We start from the raw sequence: 21,095 nt of genomic DNA, 5'->3' as shown, positions 1-21,095 counted from the left end.
GCCTCCGCCTGGTCGTCGCCCACCTGGGCATGCCCGAGTACGCCGACTTCCTCACCCTGGCGGAGCGCTACCCGGGCGTCCTGCTGGACACGACGATGGTCTTCACCGGCTTCTCGGAGGCCGCCGCCCCGTTCCCCCGCGCGGAACTGCCCCGGCTCGCCGACCTCGGCGACCGTGTCCTGCTGGGCACCGACTTCCCCAACATCCCGTACGCGTACGCCCACGCCCTCGAAGCGCTGGAGGAGCGGACCGGGCTGGGTCCCGCCTGGCTCCGGGCGGTCTGCCACGACAACGCGGCCCGGCTCTTCGGTCTGGACCGCTGACCGGCCGCCCGGCCCACGAGGCGGGGCGGCGGCCCGAGCCGTACGAAGAGGCGGCTCGGGGACGGAGGCTGCTCAGGAACGGAGGCTGCTCATCCACCGGGAGAGCCCGCCGTAGGCCATGGGGACGACTTCCTTGTAGGAGAGCTCGCCGTCCAGCGTCACCACGAGCCGGCAGAACGGCGGATACCACGTCGTCCGCAGATGGGCGCGCCTGTCGAAGACCGCCTCCAAGAAGGCAGGGGTGGCCTCGCGGGGCAGATCGTGGAAGGTGACGCCGTCGAGCGTGATGTGCGCGTCTCCTTCCTCGAAGAGCTGGACGGCGATCCTCGGCGTGAAGGGCGCGCCGTCCGGCCCGTCGGTCGCGGGGATCTCCAACAGCGCCTCGTGGGGCAGGGAACCGTCCTCGTCGGTGACGGCGAACGCCCCCGCCGCCGTGCGCCGCGACGACTCGTCCGCACCGATCGCGTGCTCGACCGCCACCGGCAGGCCCCGGCGCTCCGCGAGCGCGGACAGCACCCCCACCGCCGCCTCCGTGCTGGGAATCGGGGGCTGCGGGCGCTGCGGCTGATGGCGCTGCGACGGCTGATGGCGCTGCGACTGGTGGCGTTGCGGCTGGTGAGGGTCGGGTGGCGGAGGCGGCGTGTGGTCCATACCACCGAGCATGCCCGCCGACCGCTCCGCGCGTGCGGGCGACACTCGCCGCCCGGGCGGCGGCGCTCGCCGTCGCGTGGGGAGGCGACGCGGTCAGTGGGGGCGTTCGGCGCTGTGGCAGGGGCTGCACAGCACGCGGCGGGCGGGCCGGTCGCTGGACGCCTTGCCCACGCCGCTGGTCCGGTGGACGAGAACCTGGGTGACGCGTCCGTGGTCGGGGCACACCACGAGACCGCAGCGGCGGCAGACACCGATGGCCACCGTGCCCTCGTTGCCGGTCACGTCGCAGTCGTAGCACTTCATGGGTCGAGAGTAGCTGAATAGTTTTGACTCAGTCAATTCTACTGGGAAGGGTGGGTGGGCCTGGACCCCTGCGTCGCCCCTGCTGGAAGGGGTACCGGCGTGGCTAGACTGGATGTAGTCAAGAAGGGGCGTGACTGCCATGGATCAGCCGGTGAGCGAGCTGCTCAAGGCCAGGGGGCTGCGCAGCACCGCACAGCGCCGCGCCGTCCTGACCGCCCTGCACGGGCACGCGCACTCCACCGCCGCCGAACTGGAGAACCGGATCCAGTCGGCGGACGGAGAACCCCCCAACCTGTCCCGCCAGGGGCTCTACAACGTGCTGGACGACCTGTCGCGGGCCGAGCTGATCCGCTGCATCGAACCTGCGGGCTCACCCGCCCGGTACGAACTGCGCGTCGGCGACAACCACCACCACCTCGTCTGCCGGAACTGCGGCCGCATCAAGGACGTCGACTGCAGCGTCGGCCGGGCCCCCTGCCTCGAACCGGGCGACGAGGCGGGGTTCAGCATCGACGAAGCGGAGATCACCTGGTGGGGTCTGTGCGCAGACTGCCGCCCCGCCACCGAACAGCCCGCGCCCCGCCACTGAAGCGCCGCACCCGCGCCGCACCCGCGCCGCACCCGCGCCGCACCCGCGCCGCGCCTCCCGCTTCCCGCTCCCTGCTTCCCGCTCCCTGCTTCCCGCTCCTCGCTCCCTCGCTCCCTGGCTTTCGCCCCCGGCTTTCTGGCCTTCCGGAGCCCTCGGGGGTTCCGGACCCGGGGGCTCCGGTTCCGGCGTTCGGCGTTCGGCGTCCGGGGCCGATCACGCCAGTTGGGCGGCGGCCTCCGTCGCGACCTTCTCGAACACCGCCTGGTCGGCGGCGAACACCGAGTCCGGGATCGGGGCATGTACGACCAACTCGGTGAAGCCCAGCTCAGCGTGGGCGCCCGCGAAGTCCACGAACGCGTCGACGGAATCCAGCAGACCTGCCCCCTCCGGCGTGAACCCGGTGAGCAGCACCTTGTCCAACTCCGCCACGTCCCGGCCGACCTCCGCACACGCCCGGCCGAGCTCGGCGATCTGCCCGCGGAGCGCTTGGCGCGACTGCTCCGGCGTCCCCGTCGCGGACAGCCTCGGGTCGCCCGTCGTGACCCACGCCTGCCCGTGACGCGCCGCGAGCCGCAGCCCGCGCGGCCCTGTGGCGGCCACCGCGAACGGCAGCCGGGGCCGCTGGACGCAACCGGGGATGCCGCGGGCCGCATGGGCGGAGTAGTAGGTGCCCTCGTGCGTCACCGTGTCCTCGGTGAGCAGCCGGTCGAGGAGCGGCACGAACTCGGCGAAACGGTCCGCCCGCTCCCGCGGCGTCCACGCCTCCCGCCCCAGCACGGTGGCGTCGAACCCGTTGCCGCCGGCGCCGATGCCCAGGGTGACGCGGCCCGAGGAGATGTCGTCGAGGGAGAGCAACTCCTTGGCGAGGGTGACAGGGTGACGGAAGTTGGGCGAGGTCACGAGGGTGCCCAACCGCATACGCGCGGTGGCCCCAGCGGCAGCAGTCAGCGTCGGGACGGCGCCGAACCAGGGGCCGTCCCGGAAGGGCACGCGCCAAGAGAGGTGGTCGTAGGTGTAGCCGGTGTGGAAGCCGAGCTGCTCGGCCCGTTCCCACAGCGCGCGCCCGCCGTCGGCCCACCGGCGGGTGGGCAGGATGCAGGTGGACAGCCTCAGAGAAGTACGCATGGCAACGAGCCTATGGCGAAGCAGTTCTCGGGCCGCTGCCGTCGTTCCCGCAATCGGGCCCCGCGGAGGCGTGGTCGGTGGCCGCCCTCGTGCCGGCGGCGGACGGGCAGGATCACGGTGCTCAGCCGCGGGCTCACGCCTCAGGGCGTACGGCGGCCACGGAAACGGAAGCGGGCCCCGTCGTCGTCTCCGCCCTCGGCGGTGCCACCGGGTTGAGCAGCTCACCGCCCGCTCCCCAGCGCCGTACCTGCTCCACGATCAGTCGCTCCGCACGCGGCCGGAAACTCGCCGAACCACCCGCGACGTGCGGCGTGACCAGCACCCCAGGCGCCTGCCGCAACGGGTGCTCGGCGGGCAGCGGTTCCGGGTCGGTGACATCCAGCGCTGCCCGCAGCCGCCCCGTGCGCGTCTCGGCCCAGAGCGCGTCCGTCTCCAGCGTCCGGCCGCGTCCCACGTTCACCACGAGGGCGCCGTCCGGGAGAGCCGCCAGCTCCTCGGTGGAGACCAGGCCCCGCGTCGCCGGCGTCTCGGGGAGGACCAGGACGAGGACGTCCACGTGCGGCAGCAGGTCCCTCAGCTCGTCCACCGCGTGGACCCGCTCCTGCGGCCGGGCCCGGCGAGCCACCCTGACGACCTCCGCCTCGCAGGCCAGCAGCCTGGCCTCCAGCGCTCTGCCGATGGAGCCGTAACCGACGATCGCGACGCGGCTGTCCGCCAGCGACCGGGTGAAGTGCGGCTCCCAGCGCCCGGCCCGCTGGTCGGCCGCCCAGCGGGGCACCTCGCGCTGGGCGGCGAGGATCAGGCCCAGCGCGTGCTCCGCCGTCGACGCGTCGTGCAGGCCGCGGCCGTTGTGGAGGGCGACGTTCGCGGGCAGCAGCGGCTGGAGCTTCTCCACGCCCGCGCTGAGCGACTGCACGGCACGCAGGTGAGGCAGCCGCGCCAGTAGACGGTGCGCGTCCGGTACGGCGTAGGGCATCACCCAGAAGCCGACCGCGTCGAGCACCTCCTGCGGCGGGACGGAGCCGGGGGTCTCCCCGTCCCACACGTGGACGGTCACGCCCGCAGGCCACGGACCGTGCCGCTCGGCGAGACCGCTGTAGGGGACGAGGACATCGGCCGGTACGTCGGTCGGGCTCATGGTGCTCCCTTCGCAAGGGGACTGGTGTGGCGCGTGTCGGGCCGGTCACGACCCATTGACCGGGACCACGTGCACTCGTAACGTCTTCCCGCCTAGTGAAACACTTTCCACCTCACGGAAAAGAAGGGGTTGGGCGACAGTGACGTCATCCGGCTTCTGGAGCTCGACGCGGGCCCGGCACCTCATCCCCGTCGCGTTCCTCACCTACTCGCTCGCCTATCTGGACAAGTCGAACTACTCGATCGCCTCCGCGGGCGGCATGGCCGAGGAACTCCACCTCTCCGCCGCCGCCGACTCCCTGATCGCCGCCTCCTTCTTCCTCGGCTACTTCTTCTTCCAGATCCCGGGCACCATCTACGCCGAGCAGCGCAGCGCCCGCCGCCTCGTCGCCTGGTCCACCGTGGCGTGGGGAGCACTCGCCGTCGTCCAGGGCCTGCTCAGCAGCCCGGGCCAGCTCATCGCCGTCCGGTTCGCCCTCGGCGTCGTCGAGGGCGCCGTACTGCCGTCGATGGTGATGCTGCTCGGCCGGTGGTTCACCCAGCGCGAGCGCGGACGCGCCAACACCCTGCTCATCCTCGGCAATCCGATCACCATGATGTGGCTCTCCGCCCTCTCCGGCTGGCTGATCGCCGTCTCCGACTGGCGCGTCATGTTCGTCGCCGAAGGCGTGCCCTCCATCCTGTGGGGACTGTGCTGCCTCTGGCTGATCAAGGACCGGCCCCAGGACGCCCGCTGGCTCGGCGCCGACGAGGGCCGGGCCCTGCGCGACGACCTGGCCGCCGAACGGACCGCGGCGCTCGCCGCCTCACCCCCCAGCGGCTCGCTGCGCACCGACTACGGACGCGTCCTGCGCTCCCGGCCCGTCCAGATCATGGCGCTGCAGTACTTCACCTGGTCGTTCGGCATGTACGGGTTCGTCTTCTGGCTGCCCGCCATCGTCAAGAAGGGCTCCGGCGAGGGCATCGGCGCCACCGGATTGCTGACCGCCGTGCCCTACGCCTTCGCCGCCGCGGCGATGCTGCTCAACTCCCGGCTCTCCGACCGCAGCGGGCGGCGCACCGCAGCCGTATGGCCCTGGCTGGCCGCCGGCGGACTCGCCCTCTTCGCCTCGTACGCCGCACACTCCTCCTTCCCCGTCTCCTTCGCCCTGCTGGTCGTGGCCGGACTGTGCATGTACGCGCCCTACGGCCCCTACTTCGCGCTGGTCTCCGCCCTCGCCCCGCCCGGGATCTCCGGAGCGGCCGTCGCCTTCGTCAACTCCCTCGGCGCGCTGGGCTCCTTCGCGGGCACCTACCTCGTCGGCTGGGTCCGCGGCACCCCGCTCGGCGACGCCGGAGCCTTCGCCCTGATGGCGGTCTGCGCCCTGCTGTCCGCCGCGCTCATGGCGCTGGTACGCGATCCCCGGCCGACACCCGGCGCGGGCCACGCCACCGGTACGGTGAGCGGACACCGCACCGCACAAGAGGGCGCCCCCGCCGACGGCGCCCCCGGGGAAGAGGGCACCGTGCCCACGGGAGGGACCGCCTCGTGAGCGCCGAGAGGCCGGGATCGTGAGCGCCGGGAGGTCTGGGTCATGAGCGGAAGCGCGCCGTCGGACGACATGCTCAGCCGCGGGCTGCGGCTGCTGACCGTCCTCGCCGACCACCCCGCGGGGCTCGGCGTCAGCGCCGCCGCACGCGCCGCAGGGCTCCCGGTCAGCAGCGCCCACCGCCTGCTGGGCCGACTGGCGGCCGAACGCTTCGTCTCCTACGACGAGGACGCCCGCCGCTACGCCCTCGGCCCCCGCGTCCTGGAACTGTCCCGCGGGTTCCAGCGCTCGCCCGCCGGCTACTCCGTCGCTGCCGCGCCTCTCCAACGGCTCGCCTCGCGCACCGGCCTGCCCGCCATCGCCGGGGTCCTCCAGGGCGCCGACGTCCTGCTCGTTCTGACCGCACAGGGCACCCAGCACCTCCAACTGCGCAGCGCCGAGGGCACCCGCAACCCGTGGCACGCCACCTCCCTCGGCAAGGCGCTGGTGGCGGCCCTGCCCGAGGCGCGCCGCGAGGAGCTGCTCACCTCCCCCCTCGCGACCGTCACCCCCCGAACCCGTAACGACCCCGGGCTCCTGCGGGAGGAACTCCACCAGGTGCGGGCCCGGGGCTGGGCCGAGGTGGACGAGGAGAACGAGATCGGCGTCCGCTCCGTCGCCGTCACCGTCCCCCGGGCCTCGGGAACCCCCTCGCTCGCCGTCTCGCTGGGGGCGACCGTGGTGCTCACCAGCACCGAGGAGTTGCGCTCGTACCTGCCCGCCCTGCGCGACTGCGTGGAGGACGTGGGCGCCCGCATGCACTCCTGAGGCCCGCGCCTCACGGCGCCTCGGCCGCCATGGCGTCCATCCGCCGGGCTCTCACCTCCCGTTCCGCCGCCGCCGCGATGAACTCCGGAACCCGGGCTTCGCCGACCAGCTCCCGCACCGTCTCCACCGTCTCCGCGGGCAGCCGCACCGCCTCACCCCCTGAGGCCCCGCACAGCGAGGCGTCCTGTGGAGAGACGTCCGAGTCCTGCGGTGCGGTGTCCTGCGGGGAGGAGACCCTTGGTTCCGCCACCGAGACGCTGCCGGCCCCTGCCTCACCCTCAGCGGCTGCCGCGACGGCGGCCGAGCGCAGGTGGGCGCGTAGGTTGCGGGAGGCCAGCTTCTGCATGGCCCGTGCCAGCTCCGCCTCCACGGTCTGCTGCGCCAGTGGCCGCAGCCGGCGCACCAGAGCGGCGGCCTCCGAGGCGTCCGTCTCACAGAGGCGGGCACCGGCGTAGCGGACGAAGACGTGCTCCTCGGTGAAGTCCAGGAAGCGGGCGGCTATGTGCTCGACCTGGCCGCGCAGCTCCCGCAGCTGCCCGGTGATCGCAGGCAGGGGGACGCCCGCCTTGTGCAGCTCGGCGGCCACCGCCAGCTCCCGTGGGCTCGGGACCCGGAATCCCTCCTCCCCGCCGGGCAGCGGCTCCAGCACGCCGAGCGCCACCGCCTCGGCGACCGCCGCCTCGGGGACGACGGCTTCGGCGACCGCCGCCTCGGCGACCGCCGCCTTGGGGGCGGATGCTTCGGTGATGGCCGCGTCGGGGGCGGATGCGTCGGGGACCGCCGCGCCGGGGACCGCCGCTTCGGGGACGACGGCTTCGGCGACCGCCGCCTCGGGGGCGGCAACTTCGGGGGCCGTCGGCTTCTCCCGCTCGGCGCCGAACAACTCCGCCAGCTCCGCGCGGGAGATGCGGCCCGGCTCCTCGCTCGTCCACGGCCCGTCCACCTCGGCCACCAGGCCCAGCACCCCGCCGAGCCCCCGGCCTTCGTCCCAGGCCTGGAGCAGTTCTTTTATCGAGGCCAGGGTGTAGCCGCGCTCCAGCAGGTCGGCGATCTGGTGCAGCCGAGCCAGGTGCGAGTCGTCGTACACGTTGGCCCGGCCGCGCCGCTCCGGCTTGGGGAGCAGGCCCTTGTCCTGGTAGGCCCGGATCGTGCGGACCGTGGCACCACTGCGGTGTGCCAGATCCTCGATGCGGTACTCCACCGGGGTGGCGGGGCCGACAGTCGGCGGCTGCTCGGGGGCCGACGGGTCTGGTGCCGGCAGCTCGGGTGCCGGCGGGTGGGGGGACGGAGCCATGGCGCTCACTCCTTCGTCGCTGCGGGAACCGGTCAGGTCATGCCGGAGGCTGGATGCGGGCTATGCCGCGCAGGGCGCGCGGTGCGAGGCGGGAGAGCAGCCGTATCCCCCGGGCCTCGGGCGTCACCGGCACCACTGCCCGGTCGGCGACGACGGCGCGCAGGATGGCCTCGGCGACCTTTTCCGGCGGGTAGTTCCGCAACCCGTACAGCCGCGAGGCGCGGTGACGGAAGCGCCGCAGCTCTTTCTCGTCCTTCCCCGCGAATCGCGCTGTGCGGGCGATGTTGGTGTTGACGAAGCCGGGGCAGACGGCCGTCACACCGATGTCCTGCCCGGCCAGCTCGGCGCGCAGGCACTCGCTGAGCATCAGCACGGCCGCCTTGGAGGTGCAGTACGCGGGCAGGGCGCGGGAGGGCTGGTAGGCGGCGGCGGAGGCGAGGTTGACGATGTGGCCGCCCTGGCCTCGCTCCGCCATCTGCCGGCCGAAGAGCCGGCAGCCGTGCAGGACGCCCCACAGGTTCACATCCAGCGTCCGCTTCCACTCCTGCGTGGTGGTGTCGAGGAAGGAGCCGGCCACACCGATGCCCGCGTTGTTGACCAGCACGTCCACGGTGCCGTACTCGGTGGCGACCTTTTCGGCCAGCTTCTCCATCGCCTCCTCGTCCGCGACGTCGACTTCCTCCGCCCACGCCTCGGCTGCCCCCGCCAGGCGGGCCAGCTCCGCAGTGCGGGCGGCGCCGTCCGCGTCGCGGTCCACGGCGACGACGCGTGCGCCCGCCTCGGCGAACGAGAAGGCCGTCGCCCTTCCGATGCCGCTGCCCGCGCCGGTGACCAGGACGAGCTGCCCTGCGAACCGGTCGGCGTGCGGTCCTGCGGGCGAGGGCTGTGCCGGGGGCACGGGAGACTCGTGCCGGGTGACGAAACCGCTGATCCAGGCGGCGAGTTGGTCGGGCCGGGTGCGCGGGACCCAGTGCTTGGCGGGCAGAGTACGGCGAGTGAGCTGCGGCGCCCACCGGTCCAGGTCGTCGTAGAGGTGCTCGCTGAGGAAGGCGTCACCGGTCGGGGTGATGAGCTGCACGGGGACGTGGGCGTAGGCGTCGGTGCGCGGGCGGCGCATCCGGGCGCGCACGTTGTCGCGGTACAGCCAGGCGCCGTGCGCCGCGTCCTGCGGGAGGGAGGCGGTGGGATAGCCGTCCCCGGGGACTTTTTCGGTCAGCTCCAGAAGGCGCGGCCAGCGCTTGCCCAGCGGGCCCCGCCATGCCAGCTCGGGCAGCACCGGGGTGTGCAGCGCGTACACGTACCAGGACTTGGCGCTCTGGCCGAGCAGGTGGGCGGCGCGGCGCGGGGTGGGCCGGGCCATCCGCTGCTTGATCCAGTGGCCGAAGTGGTCCAGCGAAGGGCCGGAGATCGAGGTGAAGGAGGCGATCCTGCCCTCCGTGCGACGCACCGTGGCGAACTCCCAGGCCTGCACCGAGCCCCAGTCGTGCCCGACCAGGTGGACCGGAGCGTCCGGGCTGACGGCGTCCGCGACCGCGAGGAAGTCATCGGTGAGCTTCTCCAGCGTGAAGCCGCCGCGCAGCGGCACGGGGGCCGTCGAGCGGCCACAGCCCCGCACGTCGTACAGCACCACGTGGAAGCGGTCCGCGAGGAGCCCGGCCACCTGCGACCAGACCTCCTTGCTGTCCGGGTAGCCGTGCACCAGCAGCACCGTCGGCTGCTGTGCGTCCCCCAGCTCGGCGACGCACAGTTCGATCCCTCCGGTGGCCACGCGGCGCTCCCGCGCCCCCTCCAGCAGGCCGCCCTTCTGCCGCGCCGCTTCGGAGCGAGGGGTGCGCACGCCGCCCCGCCGGTTGCGTTTCCCGCCGTTCATACCGCCTGTGCCTCCTCCTGCCAGCGCCGCACATGCGGCAGATCCTCGTCCAGCCAGAACGCGCTCTCTTGGGCGTCCCGGGAATCGGTCACCACCAACAGCTCCTCGAACTTCGCGCCTGTGCCGCGGAACCCCAGGTGGGGCTCGACCGCCCACAGCCCCGTCCGCGGCGGGTGGTCGGAGAAGGGGAGCGGACTCCACCGGGAAGGCCAGCCGTCCCGGTGCCGGTGTCCGCGTAAGGCGTCCCGGGCCAGCCCCTTGAGGGCGCCGGTGCCGCAGCCGCGGACCGTGGGGGTCCAGCGGCGGTGCGGGGCGCGGCCCACCTTGTGCGCGCTCACGCCGAACGGGTGGGCGCGGTGCCGGTCGGCGTAGCCCTGCGTGCGCATGAGCCGGTCCACGTCCGCGGAGATCTCCCGCAGCGGGCGCCGCTCGCGCACCCGGGCGAGGATCAGCTCGCGGTGCGCGCGCAGGTCCGCCGTCAGCCGCGCGTGCACGGGGTGGGGGCCCAGGCAGCCGGAGTAGCCGGCAGCGGCGGTGCGGCCACCGTGGACCGGGGCGAGGTCGAGGATGAAGGGCATGCCCGGCTCCAGCTTCCGGTCCGTCGGGAAGGACCGGAGGGGGACGGCGAAGCCGGCGAACGCGGTGCGGTCCCCGAACCAGGCGAAAGGAAGGTGGAACCAGTCGCGCACCCCGCGCTCGCGCAGCCACTCCCGCTGCATCCGCGCGGCTTCCCGCTCGGTCACCCCCGGCCTCAGCCGGGCGGCCACCGACTCCGCGCAGGCGTAGGCGAGTTGCTGCACTTTTCGGTATCCCCGCAGGTCAACTGCGGCGTATTCGCTCGTTGCCGGGCGCATCGCCACCCTTTCGTCCGTGCCGGGCCCTACCGGCGAGAGCACGTTGACACCGACGAATGTGACATCGGCCCGTGGCGTGGTCAAGGACGCCTCCCAGCCTGTGGATAACTTTCCCCGCGCCCCGTCCGGAGCCCGGAGAGCCCGGACCACGACCTTGGTGCAGTGGCCCCCTACGGGCCTCTCCGACCTGAGGCGTACGGCCCCACGCACCTGAGAGGTACGGGCGGAGGCCGGGAAACCGACACCGCGTCTGACGCGGACGCGACGAGCCGTTCGTACCGTCGAAGGGTGACTGTGATCGCGATCGAAAGCCTCAGCAAGCGGTACCCCAGGGTGACCGCACTGGACCGGTTGACCGTCGGCGTCGAGCCGGGCGTCACCGGCCTGGTCGGCGCCAACGGGGCCGGCAAGTCCACCCTGATCAAGATTCTGCTCGGGCTGGCCCCCGCCACGGAGGGCACGGCCTCCGTCCTCGGCATGGACGTGGCCACCCAGGGCGGCGCGATCCGGGAGCGAGTCGGCTACATGCCCGAGCACGACTGCCTGCCGCCGGACGTGTCCGCGACCGAGTTCGTCGTCCACATGGCGCGGATGTCCGGGCTGCCCACGACGGCGGCCCGCGAGCGCACCGCGGACACGCTGCGCCACGTCGGCCTGTACGAGGAGCGCTACCGTCCCATGGGCGGTTACTCGACAGGCATGAAGCAGCGGGTCAAGCTCGCGCAGGCACTCGTCCACGACCCCCGGCTCGTCCTCCTGGACGAGCCCACCAACGGCCTCGACCCCGTCGGCCGGGACGAGATGCTCGGCCTCATCCGCCGCGTCCACACCGACTTCGGCATCTCCGTGCTGGTCACCTCGCACCTGCTGGGCGAGTTGGAGCGCACCAGCGACCACATCGTCGTCATCGACGGCGGCAAGCTGTTGCGCTCCTCCTCCACCTCCGACTTCACCCAGCGCACCGCCGTCCTCGCCGTCGAGGTCACCGACACCGACGCGCACCCTGACGGCACCGCCGCGCTGCGCGAGGCCCTGCGGAAGGTGGGCTGCGCCCCGCACGAGCCGGGTCCTGCCGGTGCTCTGGCGCCCGGCGCGGGCCACCTGGTCACCCTCGACCTCGCCGACGAGTCGGTCTACGACACCGTGCGGGACGCCGCGGCACACCTCGGTCTCGGGCTGGTCCGCATGGAACAGCGCAGGCACCAGATCTCCGAGGTCTTCACGGAAAGGAGCGCCGGCGATGTCGCCTGACCGCACCCCCGCACACGCCGCACAGGCCCACGCCCCCGCATCCCCCGGCCGCGCGGACCGCGCCCCCGCGGGCGGCGGGAGCAGGCCGGGACGCGGCCAGGACGTCATCCACAACATCGGCTACCGCGGTTACGAGGGCCCCCGCCTCGGCCGTTCCTACGCGCGGCGCGCGCTGTTCAGCCAGACGCTGCGCGGCGCCTACGGGCTGGGACGCTCGGCGAAGTCGAAGGTCCTGCCGATGCTGCTGTTCGCCGCGGTGAGCGTGCCGGCCGCGATCGTCGTCGCCGTCAGCGTCGTGGCCAAGAGCGACGACCTGCCGGTCGGCTACTCCGAGTACGTGCTGATGATGCAGCCCCTCATCGGCATCTACCTGGCCGCCGCCGCGCCCCAGGCGTTCTCCCTGGACCTGCGGTTCAAGACGACACCGCTGTACTTCTCACGTCCGATGGAACGCGGCGACTACGTGGCCGCCAAGTTCGCGGCACTGTCCGCGGCGCTCTTCGTCTTCACCGCCGTGCCCGTGCTGATCATGTACGCCGGAGCGCTGCTGGCGAAACTCGGCTTCGCCGACCAGACCGGGGCAGCCGCCCAGGGACTCGTCTTCTGCGCGCTGTTCGCGCTGCTGCACGCCGCGATCGCCGCCTGGATCGCGGCCCTGACGCCGCGCCGTGGCTTCGGCATCGCGGCGATCATCGTCGCCGTCACGGTGCCGTTCTTCCTCATCACCGCGCTCCAGGGGATCGCCTGGACCTCCGACAGCAGCCAGGCCGTCGGCTGGCTCGGTGTCGCCTCGCCCGGCACTCTGCTGGACGGTATCCAAAGCAGGTTCCTCGGCGGCACCTCCCAGTTCCCCGGCGGGCAGGACCTGACCGGCGCGCAGGGCGCCGTCTACCTCGTCGTCCTCGCCGCGCTCCTGGTCTGCTTCTACGCCCTCCTGCAGCGCCGCTACCGAAAGGCCGGACTGTGACCGAGATCCACATCGACCGCGTCTCCCGCTGGTTCGGCAACGTCGTCGCGGTCAACGACATCACCATGGACATCGGCCCCGGTGTCACAGGACTGCTCGGCCCCAACGGAGCGGGAAAATCCACGCTCATCCACATGATGGGCGGATTCCTCGCCCCCTCGAACGGCAGCGTCACCCTGGAGCCCACCCCGGGCCCGGACGGCAGCCGCGCACCGGCCGCACCGATCTGGCGCAACGAGGACTCCTACCGGCACATCGGCCTGGTGCCCGAACGGGAGGGCATGTACGACTTTTTGACGGGGCACGAGTTCGTCCTGGCCAACGCCGAACTCCACGGACTGGACGACCCCCGCGGGGCAGCCGCGGAGGCGCTGGCCACCGTCGAGATGGAGTACGCGCAAGACCGCCGTATCTCCACCTACTCCAAGGGCATGCGGCAGCGCGTGAAAATGGCCTCCGCACTGGTGCACCATCCCTCCGTGCTGCTCCTGGACGAACCCTTCAACGGCATGGACCCGCGCCAGCGCATGCAGCTGATGGAACTGCTGCGCCGGATGGGCGACGAGGGACGCACCGTGCTGTTCTCCTCGCACATCCTGGAGGAGGTCGAACAGCTCGCCTCCCACATCGAGGTCATCGTCGCCGGACGGCACGCGGCCAGCGGCGACTTCCGCAAGATCCGGCGCCTGATGACCGACCGCCCGCACCGCTACCTGGTGCGCTCCAGCGACGACAGGCGGCTCGCCGCGGCGCTCATCGCGGACGCCTCCACGGCAGGCATCGAACTGGACAGGACAGAGGACGCGCTGCGCATCCAGGCCGTCGATTTCACGCGCTTCACCACCCTGCTCCCGCGCGTCGCGCAGGAGCACGGAATCCGGGTCTACACCGTCTCGCCCTCCGACGAGTCCCTGGAGAGCGTCTTCTCGTACCTCGTCGCGGCCTGAGCGGCGGAAAGGAGCTGACCTGATGTTCAACCCGACGGTCGCGCGGCTCACCTACCGCGCGCTCCTGGGCCGCCGCCGCGCCCTCATCCTGTGCGTACTGCCGGCCCTGCTGCTCATCGTGGCCGCCGCCGTACGCGCCATGAACGGCGCCGACGACGCGGTCACCAGCCAACTGCTGGGCGGTTTCGCACTCGCCACCCTGGTGCCACTGATCGGCGTGATCGCCGGAACCGGCGCCATCGGCCCCGAGATCGACGACGGTTCGGTCGTCTACCTGCTGTCCAAGCCGGTGCCGCGCCCCTCCGTCATCCTCACCAAGTTCCTCGTCGCCTCCGGCGTGACCGCGGTGTTCTCCGCCGTCCCCGTCCTGGTCGCGGGCTTCGTCCTCAACGGCAACAGCCAGCAGATCGCCGTCGCCTACGCGCTTGCCGCCGTGGTCGCCTCGATCGCCTACAGCGCGCTGTTCCTGCTGCTGGGAACGGTCAGCAGGCACGCCGTCGTGATCGGACTGGCCTACGCGCTCATCTGGGAGGCGCTTATCGGCTCCCTCGTGGGAGGCGCCAAGACCCTCAGCGTGCAGCAGTGGGCGCTGGCGCTGGCCGAGAAGGTCGCGGGCAGCGGAGCCGACATCAGCTCCGCCGTCGGGCTGCCGACCGCGGTGGTGCTCCTCGTCGTGGTCACCGTGGGCGGCACCCTCTTCGCCGGACAGAAGCTGCGCACCCTGACGCTGGCGGGGGAGGAGTGAGCGAGCGGGCTGCTGAGCGAGAGAGCGTCCGAGGGGGAGTACCCGGCGCTCCAGGGCGTTGAAAAAGGCGGGTGGGAGCGCGGTTTCCGCTCCCACCCGCCTGACCGGGCAGGGGGTCAGCTCGCCGGGGTGCCGATCCTGCGGTCACGGCCCGCGCCGAGACCGAGCAGCACGAGCGCCCCGCACACGCACAGCAGCAGCACGATCGGGATCGTCCAACCGCCCGTCACCTGGTGCACCGCGCCGAGCACGAGCGGACCCGCGGCGGCCAGCAGATAGCCCCACGTCTGTGCCATGCCCGACAGCCGCGCGGCGGTGTGCGCGTCGCCGGAGCGCAGCACCATCAGCGTCAGCGCGATACCCAGCGCGCCGCCCTGGCCCAGCCCCAGCAGCGTCGCCCACACCCAGGCGCCACCCACCGGCGCGACCAGCAGACCGGCGATGCCCAGGGCCATGAACAGCGCCACAACGGCGCACAGCAGACGCTGGCTGCGCATCCGCCCGGCCAGCGTCGGCACCACGAAAGAGCCGCCCATCTGCACCAGCGTGCTGAACGCGAAGACCAGCCCCGCGGTCGCCTTGCTCATGCCGTGGTCGGTGAAGATCGTCGGCAGCCAGGCGATCGTCACGTAGGCGATCAGCGACTGGGAGCCCATGAACAGGGTGATCTGCCAGGCCAGCGGCGAGCGGGTCAGCTTCGGGCCGGCCGTGGCGACCGGGTTCGGCGCCGTGGAACTTGCCGACCCCGCCGGCACGGCCGCTGCCTCGCCGTGGTGGGTACCGCGCCGTGCGAGGACGGCCTGGGGAAGCCACGCGCATGCCGCGATCGCCGCCAGCAGCGCCCAGGAGACCAGCGAACCCCGCCAGCCGCCCAGCGCGTGCTCCAGCGGAACGGCGGCGGCGGCCGAGACGGTCGCGCCCAGGATCATCGCCGTCGAGTACAGCGCCGTCATGCCGGCGGCCTTCTCGGGGAAGTCCCTCTTGATCAGGCCCGGCATCAGCACGTTGAGCAGCGCGATCCCGGAACCGACCACGGCGCACCCCGCGAACAGCGCGACCACCGGAGGCGCGATCCGCAGGACTATGCCGCCCGCGAGCAGCACGAGCGCACCGAAGAGCACCGCCTCCGTGCCCCAGCGCCGCGCCAGCTTCGGCGCCAGCGGCGAGACCACACCCATGAAGATCAGCGGAATGGTGGTGACCAGGCTGCTGACCGTCGAGGTCATGTGGAAGTCGTCGCTGATCTCGCTCAGCACGGGGGAAACCCCCGCGAGCGCGGCGCGCATGTTGAGCGAGGCGAGGACGATACCGACGAACAGCAGCAGCGGATGCGCCCGCAACCTCCTGCGGGCCGCCGCCACGGGTGGCGCCGGCGCCAGGTCCTCCTCGGCGTCGATCAGTTCGGCCGAAAGGAGCTCCTCGGTGGTGAGCCCTTCCGCGGGGGTGGTGAGTCCTTCCCTGGGGGACGGGGACATGCGGTGGTGCCTTTCTGACGAACGGTGGCGCGGTCTGACGGAACGGTGGCGCGTCTGACGGTGGCGCGCCCCACGGGCGGGTGATGCGCCCCACGGGCGGGTGGTGCGTCTGGCGGACGGTGGCGCGGTTGATGGGTGGCGCGAAGCGGGCGCCGTCGGGGGTGGCCTTCGCGCCGAGGGGTGAGCGGTCACTCACTCCGTGCCGAGGAGTGTGTCGACGGCCTGCTTCGGCTTGGCGAGCAGCTCCCTCGCGGCCCGCTCCGCGGCCTCGGGGTCGCCGGTCTCGATGGCGTCCACGAGATCGTGATGGTCCGTCTCGTGGATGCGGGGCATGTGCCGGTCGTGCAGCGAGGCGACCAGCGCGTCCCGCACCGAGGTGCTGAACCAGGCGTACGTCGCGCTCAGCGCGGCGTTGTGCGCCGCGTCGACGACGGCGACGTGGAACTCGATGTCGTGTTCCGCGTACAGCTCGTACTGGCCGTCCGCCGGTTGCCCCCTGCTGTCCCGGAACGCCGCCTGCGCGGCCAGCGCCGCCCGCATCCGCTCCAGGTCGGACGGCCGGTGCCGCAGGGCCGCCAGCCTGGCGCCCTCGGCCTCCAGCGCGATGCGCAGCTCCAGCACGTCGCGCACGTCGGCGCGCTGCACGCCGCGGACGATCTCGCCCGGGTCGGCCGTGGCCACGACGAACGTGCCCTCGCCCTGCCGCGAGCGCAGCATCCCGGAGTGCACCAGGACGCGCACGGCCTCCCGCACGGTGTTGCGGCCGACCTGGAGCTGCTCGGCCAGCGCGTGCTCCGTCGGGATGCGCTCGCCCACCGCCCACTCACCCGCGGTGAGCTGCGCCCGCAGCTCACCGACGACCGTGTCGACGAGCGACTGCCGTCCGGCGGCACGCAACCCCATGCCCTGGCTCCCTGTCGGTTCCGCGTTCCGGATGTCTGGGCAACCGGACTTTCGCGAGCGTTCCGCGATTCGCCCGGTTGCCCAGTCATCCTACAACCAGTCGAACGGCTGCCGAACGTCTGGCCGAAGAGATTCCTCTCACGCTTCAGCAGACCGAGGGCAGTGCCCGGAACAGGGCCCGGGTGTGCAGCCCGTCGAAACGGTGCTCACCGGCCTCGCGGACCGCGCCGGCCATGAGGCGCGGCACACACGAGAGCCGGGCCCGCGGCTGTCCGACGGAGGCGAGCCCGTCCAGCAGCCGGACGGTGATCCGATCGAGCCGCGGACGCACCTCCTCGACCAGATCCGGCCGCCGCGTCGGGCGCTCGGACGGATTCCGGGCCCACCGGGCGAACAGACCCCGCTGGACGTCCTTGCTCGCCTCGATCTGATCGCGGAAGACCGCGGTGGTCAGGTGCCGGTCGAGCCCGCGCGCCGCGGACCGCTCGGCCACATCGTCCAGTACCGCCCGTTCGCGCGCCGGATCACTGATCGGCTCGCCCGTCCCGTACTTCGCCGCGGCCACCAGGTCCGCCAGCGCCAGGCGGTCGGCGGAGGCCCTCGCGACGGCGGTCAGCGCGGAAGTCCGAGCCGACGGTGGAGGCGGCGTCCGGGTCGCCTCCACCGTGCGTACAGGCGTCGCCCCGAACGACGCCTGAGCACACATCGGGGTCGCCGCCGCCAGGGTGGCGGCGACCGCTACAGCCGTCCAGCGCTCACGCGTGCGCATTGTCGAGCTCCTTGATCGATGGGGCCGGTGGCCCCGTGTGTCCGAGGGGCGCTGTGCCAACGGGACGGCGCCCCCGGCGGTTGCGGTCCGCGGTACGGGGGCGCCGTGCGTGTCACGTTCCTTCGGGTGTCACCTTCCTTCGCGTGTCACGTCTCGTCGTGCGGCCGGGGTGATGCCTGCCGGGGCAGCAGCAACTGGGGCGGTACGGGCTTGGCATCGACGGCCCGCATCACCGAGCGCAGGTCGCGGCGCATCTCGCGCATCTCCTCGCCCATGTCGGCGAGGCGCTGACTCATCGCACACACCACCTGCTCGGTGCGCTCGGTGCGCCGGTCGGCCTCCACCAGCCGGTGGTCCATCCGCTCGATCCGTGCGGACATCCGTCCGATCACCGGACCGAGCTCCCGCAGGGCGGTCCCCAGTTCGGCCCCGGCGGTCTCCAGGCGGGTGACCCTGCGGTCGAGCGAGCCGTACCCCGCCGCCAGTGTGCGGACCGTCTGACGCAGTTCCTCCGTCGCCCGCTGGACCGCTTCGACGCCGGGGTGGACGGCGTCGGTACGGGCGTTCTCCTCGGCGTTGAGAAGGTAGGTGCGGACCCGCTGCGCGATGACGCTGTCCCGCAGCAGCATCGCCACGTTGAGGACGGCGCGGCGGTCGAAGACGGTGAGCCCGCTACGGCGCTGTGGATAACTCGAGCCTGTCTCGGATGAGACCGACAACTTGTCGGTCTCATATTTCGGCAGGTCAGAGCCCCGGAGCACGGTCATCCCGTTGTGGATGAGCTCGTCGCGGTGCCGTTCGGCGAGTTTTTCCACAGTTTTCGGTGGCACTTCGAAGTAGTTGGCCACATCCCGGGTGGTGGCCTGTGCATGGCCTGTGGAAAACGCCAGGGCCTTCACCTTGTCGAGGACTTCGACCTTGTGTGCGAGCCCGGAGCGCGCGCTGCGCGACTCCAGTAGGACTGAATCGGTGTACATGGGTGACCCCCTCGGGTCCTGGTTGCGGACATGTCCGGAAGACCCCGATCGCCTGAGGGTCGGCAGGTGTCCGTATCCAGGAACCAGGAGCGGAGATCAGCTCATGTCTTCCCATGTACCGCACTACCGGCAAGGAGCCCTTGCGGGCCGCGCCTCAACCGGCCACCACCACTTCACGCACTCTCGTCGCCAACTGCTCCAGTCGCCTCCGCGCATCCGGTTCAACGAGGCGGCTTTCGTACGGTTACGCGATGGGCGGATTTTCGCTCGAATCCCCTTCCGGGCCGGCCGTCCTCGCCCCCGACCCGACCGGCCGGCCCGTCGCGCTCCTCTCACGCCGCCCGCCCGACCCCCCACAGGTGGAACCGGAACATGCCCTCGGGGTCGTACCGCCGCGCCAGCCGCGCCAGGTGGGCCGCCGTGTCGTCCGCGTACACCGACCGGACGACGTCCCGGCTCTGCGGCCCGTAGAGGAAGTTGGCGTTGCGGCCGGTCGCCGCGCCCGCGGCCGGGGCCAGAACGCGCTCGTGCAGCGCCCGTACGGCGTCGGCATCGGCTCCCTCGGCCTCTTCGGGGGTGGCCACGGGGGAGAGGACATACAGCAGATAGCCGGCGTCGCGGTGCGGAACGGCGTCGGGCGCCGCGGGCGGACGGGAGAAGGCACCGCCCAGGTGGCGCATGCCCAGCACGCACAGGGTCTCCGCCTCGGGCCCGGAGGCGGCCGGCACCGAGCGGCGCGCCTCGTCGTCGAGACCGTCGGGGCCGAGCAGGAGGTTGGCGCTGCGGTAGCCGTGCGGGGTGTCCGGTTCGCTGAAGACGGAGGCGCACTCCGTGTACGGCATCTCGCGCACCTCGTCCACCAGCAGGGAGCCGATCGCCCGCAGGGGTTCGATCAGCCGTTCGCCCTCCTGGGGGCTGCCGGTGAACGCGAGGTGTACCTGGGCGAGGTAACGGCCGCGCAGCGGTGCGGGCACGGCGGGGAGGTCGGGGACGGGCAGCAGCGTAACGGCGGACGTCAGCTCGTCGGGCACCGAGGCGGTCCACTTCTGCCAGACGCGCAGCACGTCCTCGGCGACCTCGCCGCCGTCGAAGACCAGCCGACCACCGAAGATCTGCTCCACCGGCACCAGTTCGATTTCCATGCCGGTGACGACGCCGAAACCTCCCCCGCCCCCGCGCAGTCCCCCGAACAGCTCCGGCTCGCTGTCCGCCGTCACCTGCCGCAGCGGCGTCCCCTCGTCCCCGGTCACGAGGTCGACGCGCCGCACGGAGTCCGTCGCGTAACCGAACCGGCGGCCGAGCAGCCCCACACCGCCGCCCAGCGTGTACGAGACCATGCCGACGCCGGGCGCCGAGCCGTTGACCGGCGCGAGCCCGTACCGCGCCGCCTCGGCGACCAGGTCACCCGCGCGCACGCCCGCCTCGACCCAGGCTGTGCGGGCCTCGGGGTCGATCCGGATGCCGGCGAGGTGACGGGTGCTCACCAGGACGCCGCCGCGCGCGGCCTTGCCCAGCCCGTGTCCGGTGGCCTGCACGGCCACCGGAAGACCGTTGCGCCGGGCGAAGGCGACGGCCTCCCGCACGTCGTCCGCCGAGTGCGCCGCCACGACCACCTCGGGGGCGTGCCGGTCGCCCCTCTGGAAACCCGTGCGTTCCAGGTCGTACCCCGCCTCCCCCGGTACGAGCACGCTCCCGTGCACGGCTTGCCGCAGTGCGTCCAACCCGCTGAGCCCCATCTCTTCCCCACCTCCGTTGTCCGTCCGCTGTTCTGCAGCTCGGGGTCAGTGGCCGGCGGGCGCCGCCTTCCACTCCGGGTCCCGGCCCAGCCACGCCGCGAGCTGTGCGTACACGCCGGCGTCCTCGGGCACCTGCCGCGCCTCACCGAACGGGGTTTTCTCGCGGCCGTCGGCCGGCAGCGCCCGCTGAGCGGCGGCCAGGGCGAAGCGGGCCGGCCCCTCGTCCAGTTCGTCGTCCCGGCCGAGTGCTCGGGCCAGGTCCCAGGTGTGCGTGACGGTCTCCATCACCGAGCCGGCCATGGCGACGCGGCCGGGCATCGTGCCCCAGGGGACGGTCACGACCGCGTCCATGACCGCGTCGTTCGACCAGGCGGCGTTCATCCGGGCGCGGCCCTCGTCGTAGAGCTCCGCCCAGCGTGCGGCGGGCACCTCCTCGACCCACTCGGGGACGTCCTCTCCGAGGCCGGTGCCGCCTTCCGGAACGGTGGCGATCCGCCGCGCACCGGAGACGACGTGGCCCAGCAGCGCGCGCACGTCGTACTCCTCGCACGGGGTGGGGCGGTCCAACTCGCCGGGCTCGACGGTCGAGATCAGCCGGAGCAGCTGCTCGGCTGCGGCGGCGTACACGGGGCGGGGGTCGGGCGTCTGCGGAGTGCTGTTCACGGGATGAGCTCCTCGGTCGGTTCGAAGAAGGGACACGGCCGACCGCCACGGACGGGCGGGCGGACCGGAGGGCGGACACGGCGACGCGAGGCGGGTGACGCAGCCGGTGGCTGCGGCGCCCGGTACTCCTCTGCGACGCGGACCGGGAAGGAGTCTGCCGTCAAAACTGGACATCGACCG

The 21,095-nt window shown here is 72.6% G+C and carries 21 protein-coding genes; 8 read left to right on the top strand and 13 right to left on the bottom strand.

Annotated features, from left to right (window positions below; all coding sequences use genetic code 11):
* On the top strand, positions 1-323 hold a 323-nt coding region (locus AB8Z75_RS05990; RefSeq protein ID WP_369200311.1), incomplete at its 5' end, for an amidohydrolase family protein.
* Between the two features lie 72 nt (positions 324-395).
* Here the strand turns inward: AB8Z75_RS05990 and AB8Z75_RS05985 are convergent.
* Positions 396-974 (bottom strand): hypothetical protein, encoded by a 579-nt coding sequence (locus AB8Z75_RS05985; RefSeq protein WP_369200310.1) that lies wholly within the window; start codon positions 972-974, stop codon positions 396-398.
* Positions 975-1,067: 93 nt separating this feature from the next.
* Positions 1,068-1,277, bottom strand: a complete 210-nt coding sequence (locus AB8Z75_RS05980) for a DUF2180 family protein (protein WP_369200309.1) — start codon at positions 1,275-1,277, stop codon at positions 1,068-1,070.
* 139 nt (positions 1,278-1,416) lie between these two features.
* Between AB8Z75_RS05980 and AB8Z75_RS05975 the strand changes: the two genes are divergently transcribed.
* Positions 1,417-1,866 (top strand): Fur family transcriptional regulator, encoded by a 450-nt coding sequence (locus AB8Z75_RS05975; RefSeq protein WP_369200308.1) that lies wholly within the window; start codon positions 1,417-1,419, stop codon positions 1,864-1,866.
* 213 nt (positions 1,867-2,079) lie between these two features.
* Here the strand turns inward: AB8Z75_RS05975 and AB8Z75_RS05970 are convergent, their stop codons facing one another.
* Positions 2,080-2,991, bottom strand: coding sequence for an LLM class flavin-dependent oxidoreductase (locus AB8Z75_RS05970; RefSeq protein WP_369200307.1), 912 nt, complete (start codon positions 2,989-2,991; stop codon positions 2,080-2,082).
* A gap of 133 nt (positions 2,992-3,124) precedes the next feature.
* A complete protein-coding gene (locus AB8Z75_RS05965) occupies positions 3,125-4,129 on the bottom strand; it encodes a 2-hydroxyacid dehydrogenase (RefSeq protein WP_369200306.1) in 1,005 nt (334 codons plus the stop codon).
* 139 nt (positions 4,130-4,268) lie between these two features.
* On the opposite strand from AB8Z75_RS05965, the gene AB8Z75_RS05960 reads away from it, so the two are divergent.
* A complete protein-coding gene (locus AB8Z75_RS05960) occupies positions 4,269-5,660 on the top strand; it encodes an MFS transporter (RefSeq protein ID WP_369200305.1) in 1,392 nt (463 codons plus the stop codon).
* A gap of 42 nt (positions 5,661-5,702) precedes the next feature.
* On the top strand, positions 5,703-6,464 hold the full coding sequence (locus tag AB8Z75_RS05955) for an IclR family transcriptional regulator (RefSeq protein ID WP_369200304.1): 762 nt from the start codon (positions 5,703-5,705) through the stop codon (positions 6,462-6,464).
* A gap of 10 nt (positions 6,465-6,474) precedes the next feature.
* On the opposite strand, the gene AB8Z75_RS05950 is transcribed toward AB8Z75_RS05955, so the two are convergent.
* The 3 genes from AB8Z75_RS05950 to AB8Z75_RS05940 are packed head-to-tail and all read right to left on the bottom strand — an operon-like array spanning position 6,475 to position 10,482.
* Entirely contained in the window at positions 6,475-7,758 is a 1,284-nt protein-coding gene (locus tag AB8Z75_RS05950) for a MerR family transcriptional regulator (protein WP_369200303.1), read from the bottom strand.
* 37 nt (positions 7,759-7,795) lie between these two features.
* Positions 7,796-9,628, bottom strand: a complete 1,833-nt coding sequence (locus AB8Z75_RS05945) for an SDR family oxidoreductase (RefSeq protein ID WP_369200302.1) — start codon at positions 9,626-9,628, stop codon at positions 7,796-7,798.
* Positions 9,625-10,482: a M24 family metallopeptidase gene (locus AB8Z75_RS05940; protein ID WP_369200315.1), complete on the bottom strand. Its 858-nt coding sequence runs from the start codon at positions 10,480-10,482 to the stop codon at positions 9,625-9,627. Before AB8Z75_RS05940 ends, AB8Z75_RS05945 begins: the two co-directional genes overlap by 4 nt.
* A 294-nt stretch (positions 10,483-10,776) precedes the next feature.
* Between AB8Z75_RS05940 and AB8Z75_RS05935 the strand changes: the two genes are divergently transcribed.
* From AB8Z75_RS05935 to AB8Z75_RS05920, 4 genes are read left to right on the top strand one after another with little or no spacing between them, the layout of a single operon-like run.
* Complete coding sequence (locus AB8Z75_RS05935) at positions 10,777-11,733, top strand: ABC transporter ATP-binding protein (protein ID WP_369200314.1); 957 nt, start codon at positions 10,777-10,779, stop codon at positions 11,731-11,733.
* Positions 11,723-12,700 carry an ABC transporter permease subunit gene (locus AB8Z75_RS05930; RefSeq protein WP_369200301.1) on the top strand — a complete coding sequence of 326 codons (978 nt, stop codon included), beginning with the start codon at positions 11,723-11,725 and terminating at the stop codon, positions 12,698-12,700. Before AB8Z75_RS05935 ends, AB8Z75_RS05930 begins: the two co-directional genes overlap by 11 nt.
* A complete protein-coding gene (locus tag AB8Z75_RS05925) occupies positions 12,697-13,647 on the top strand; it encodes an ABC transporter ATP-binding protein (protein WP_369200300.1) in 951 nt (316 codons plus the stop codon). Before AB8Z75_RS05930 ends, AB8Z75_RS05925 begins: the two co-directional genes overlap by 4 nt.
* A gap of 22 nt (positions 13,648-13,669) precedes the next feature.
* Positions 13,670-14,392 (top strand): ABC transporter permease, encoded by a 723-nt coding sequence (locus AB8Z75_RS05920; protein ID WP_369200299.1) that lies wholly within the window; start codon positions 13,670-13,672, stop codon positions 14,390-14,392.
* Between the two features lie 116 nt (positions 14,393-14,508).
* On the opposite strand, the gene AB8Z75_RS05915 is transcribed toward AB8Z75_RS05920, so the two are convergent.
* From AB8Z75_RS05915 to AB8Z75_RS05890, 6 genes are all read right to left on the bottom strand, one after another.
* Positions 14,509-15,867, bottom strand: coding sequence for a CynX/NimT family MFS transporter (locus tag AB8Z75_RS05915; protein WP_369200298.1), 1,359 nt, complete (start codon positions 15,865-15,867; stop codon positions 14,509-14,511).
* A gap of 192 nt (positions 15,868-16,059) precedes the next feature.
* Positions 16,060-16,770, bottom strand: a complete 711-nt coding sequence (locus tag AB8Z75_RS05910) for a FadR/GntR family transcriptional regulator (protein WP_369200297.1) — start codon at positions 16,768-16,770, stop codon at positions 16,060-16,062.
* Positions 16,771-16,915: 145 nt separating this feature from the next.
* Entirely contained in the window at positions 16,916-17,539 is a 624-nt protein-coding gene (locus AB8Z75_RS05905) for a chorismate mutase (RefSeq protein WP_369200296.1), read from the bottom strand.
* 146 nt (positions 17,540-17,685) lie between these two features.
* Positions 17,686-18,516: a hypothetical protein gene (locus AB8Z75_RS05900; protein WP_369200295.1), complete on the bottom strand. Its 831-nt coding sequence runs from the start codon at positions 18,514-18,516 to the stop codon at positions 17,686-17,688.
* A gap of 332 nt (positions 18,517-18,848) precedes the next feature.
* Entirely contained in the window at positions 18,849-20,252 is a 1,404-nt protein-coding gene (locus AB8Z75_RS05895) for an FAD-binding oxidoreductase (protein ID WP_369200294.1), read from the bottom strand.
* Between the two features lie 45 nt (positions 20,253-20,297).
* Entirely contained in the window at positions 20,298-20,915 is a 618-nt protein-coding gene (locus tag AB8Z75_RS05890; protein WP_369200293.1) for a TIGR03086 family metal-binding protein, read from the bottom strand.
* Positions 20,916-21,095: the final 180 nt, after the last annotated feature.

Origin of the sequence: Streptomyces sp. PU-14G (genome assembly GCF_041028275.1) — a bacterium.
Classification (GTDB): domain Bacteria; phylum Actinomycetota; class Actinomycetes; order Streptomycetales; family Streptomycetaceae; genus Streptomyces.
The sequence above is the reverse complement of the archived record's forward strand: the minus strand, read 5'-3'. Positions and strand labels throughout refer to the sequence as shown.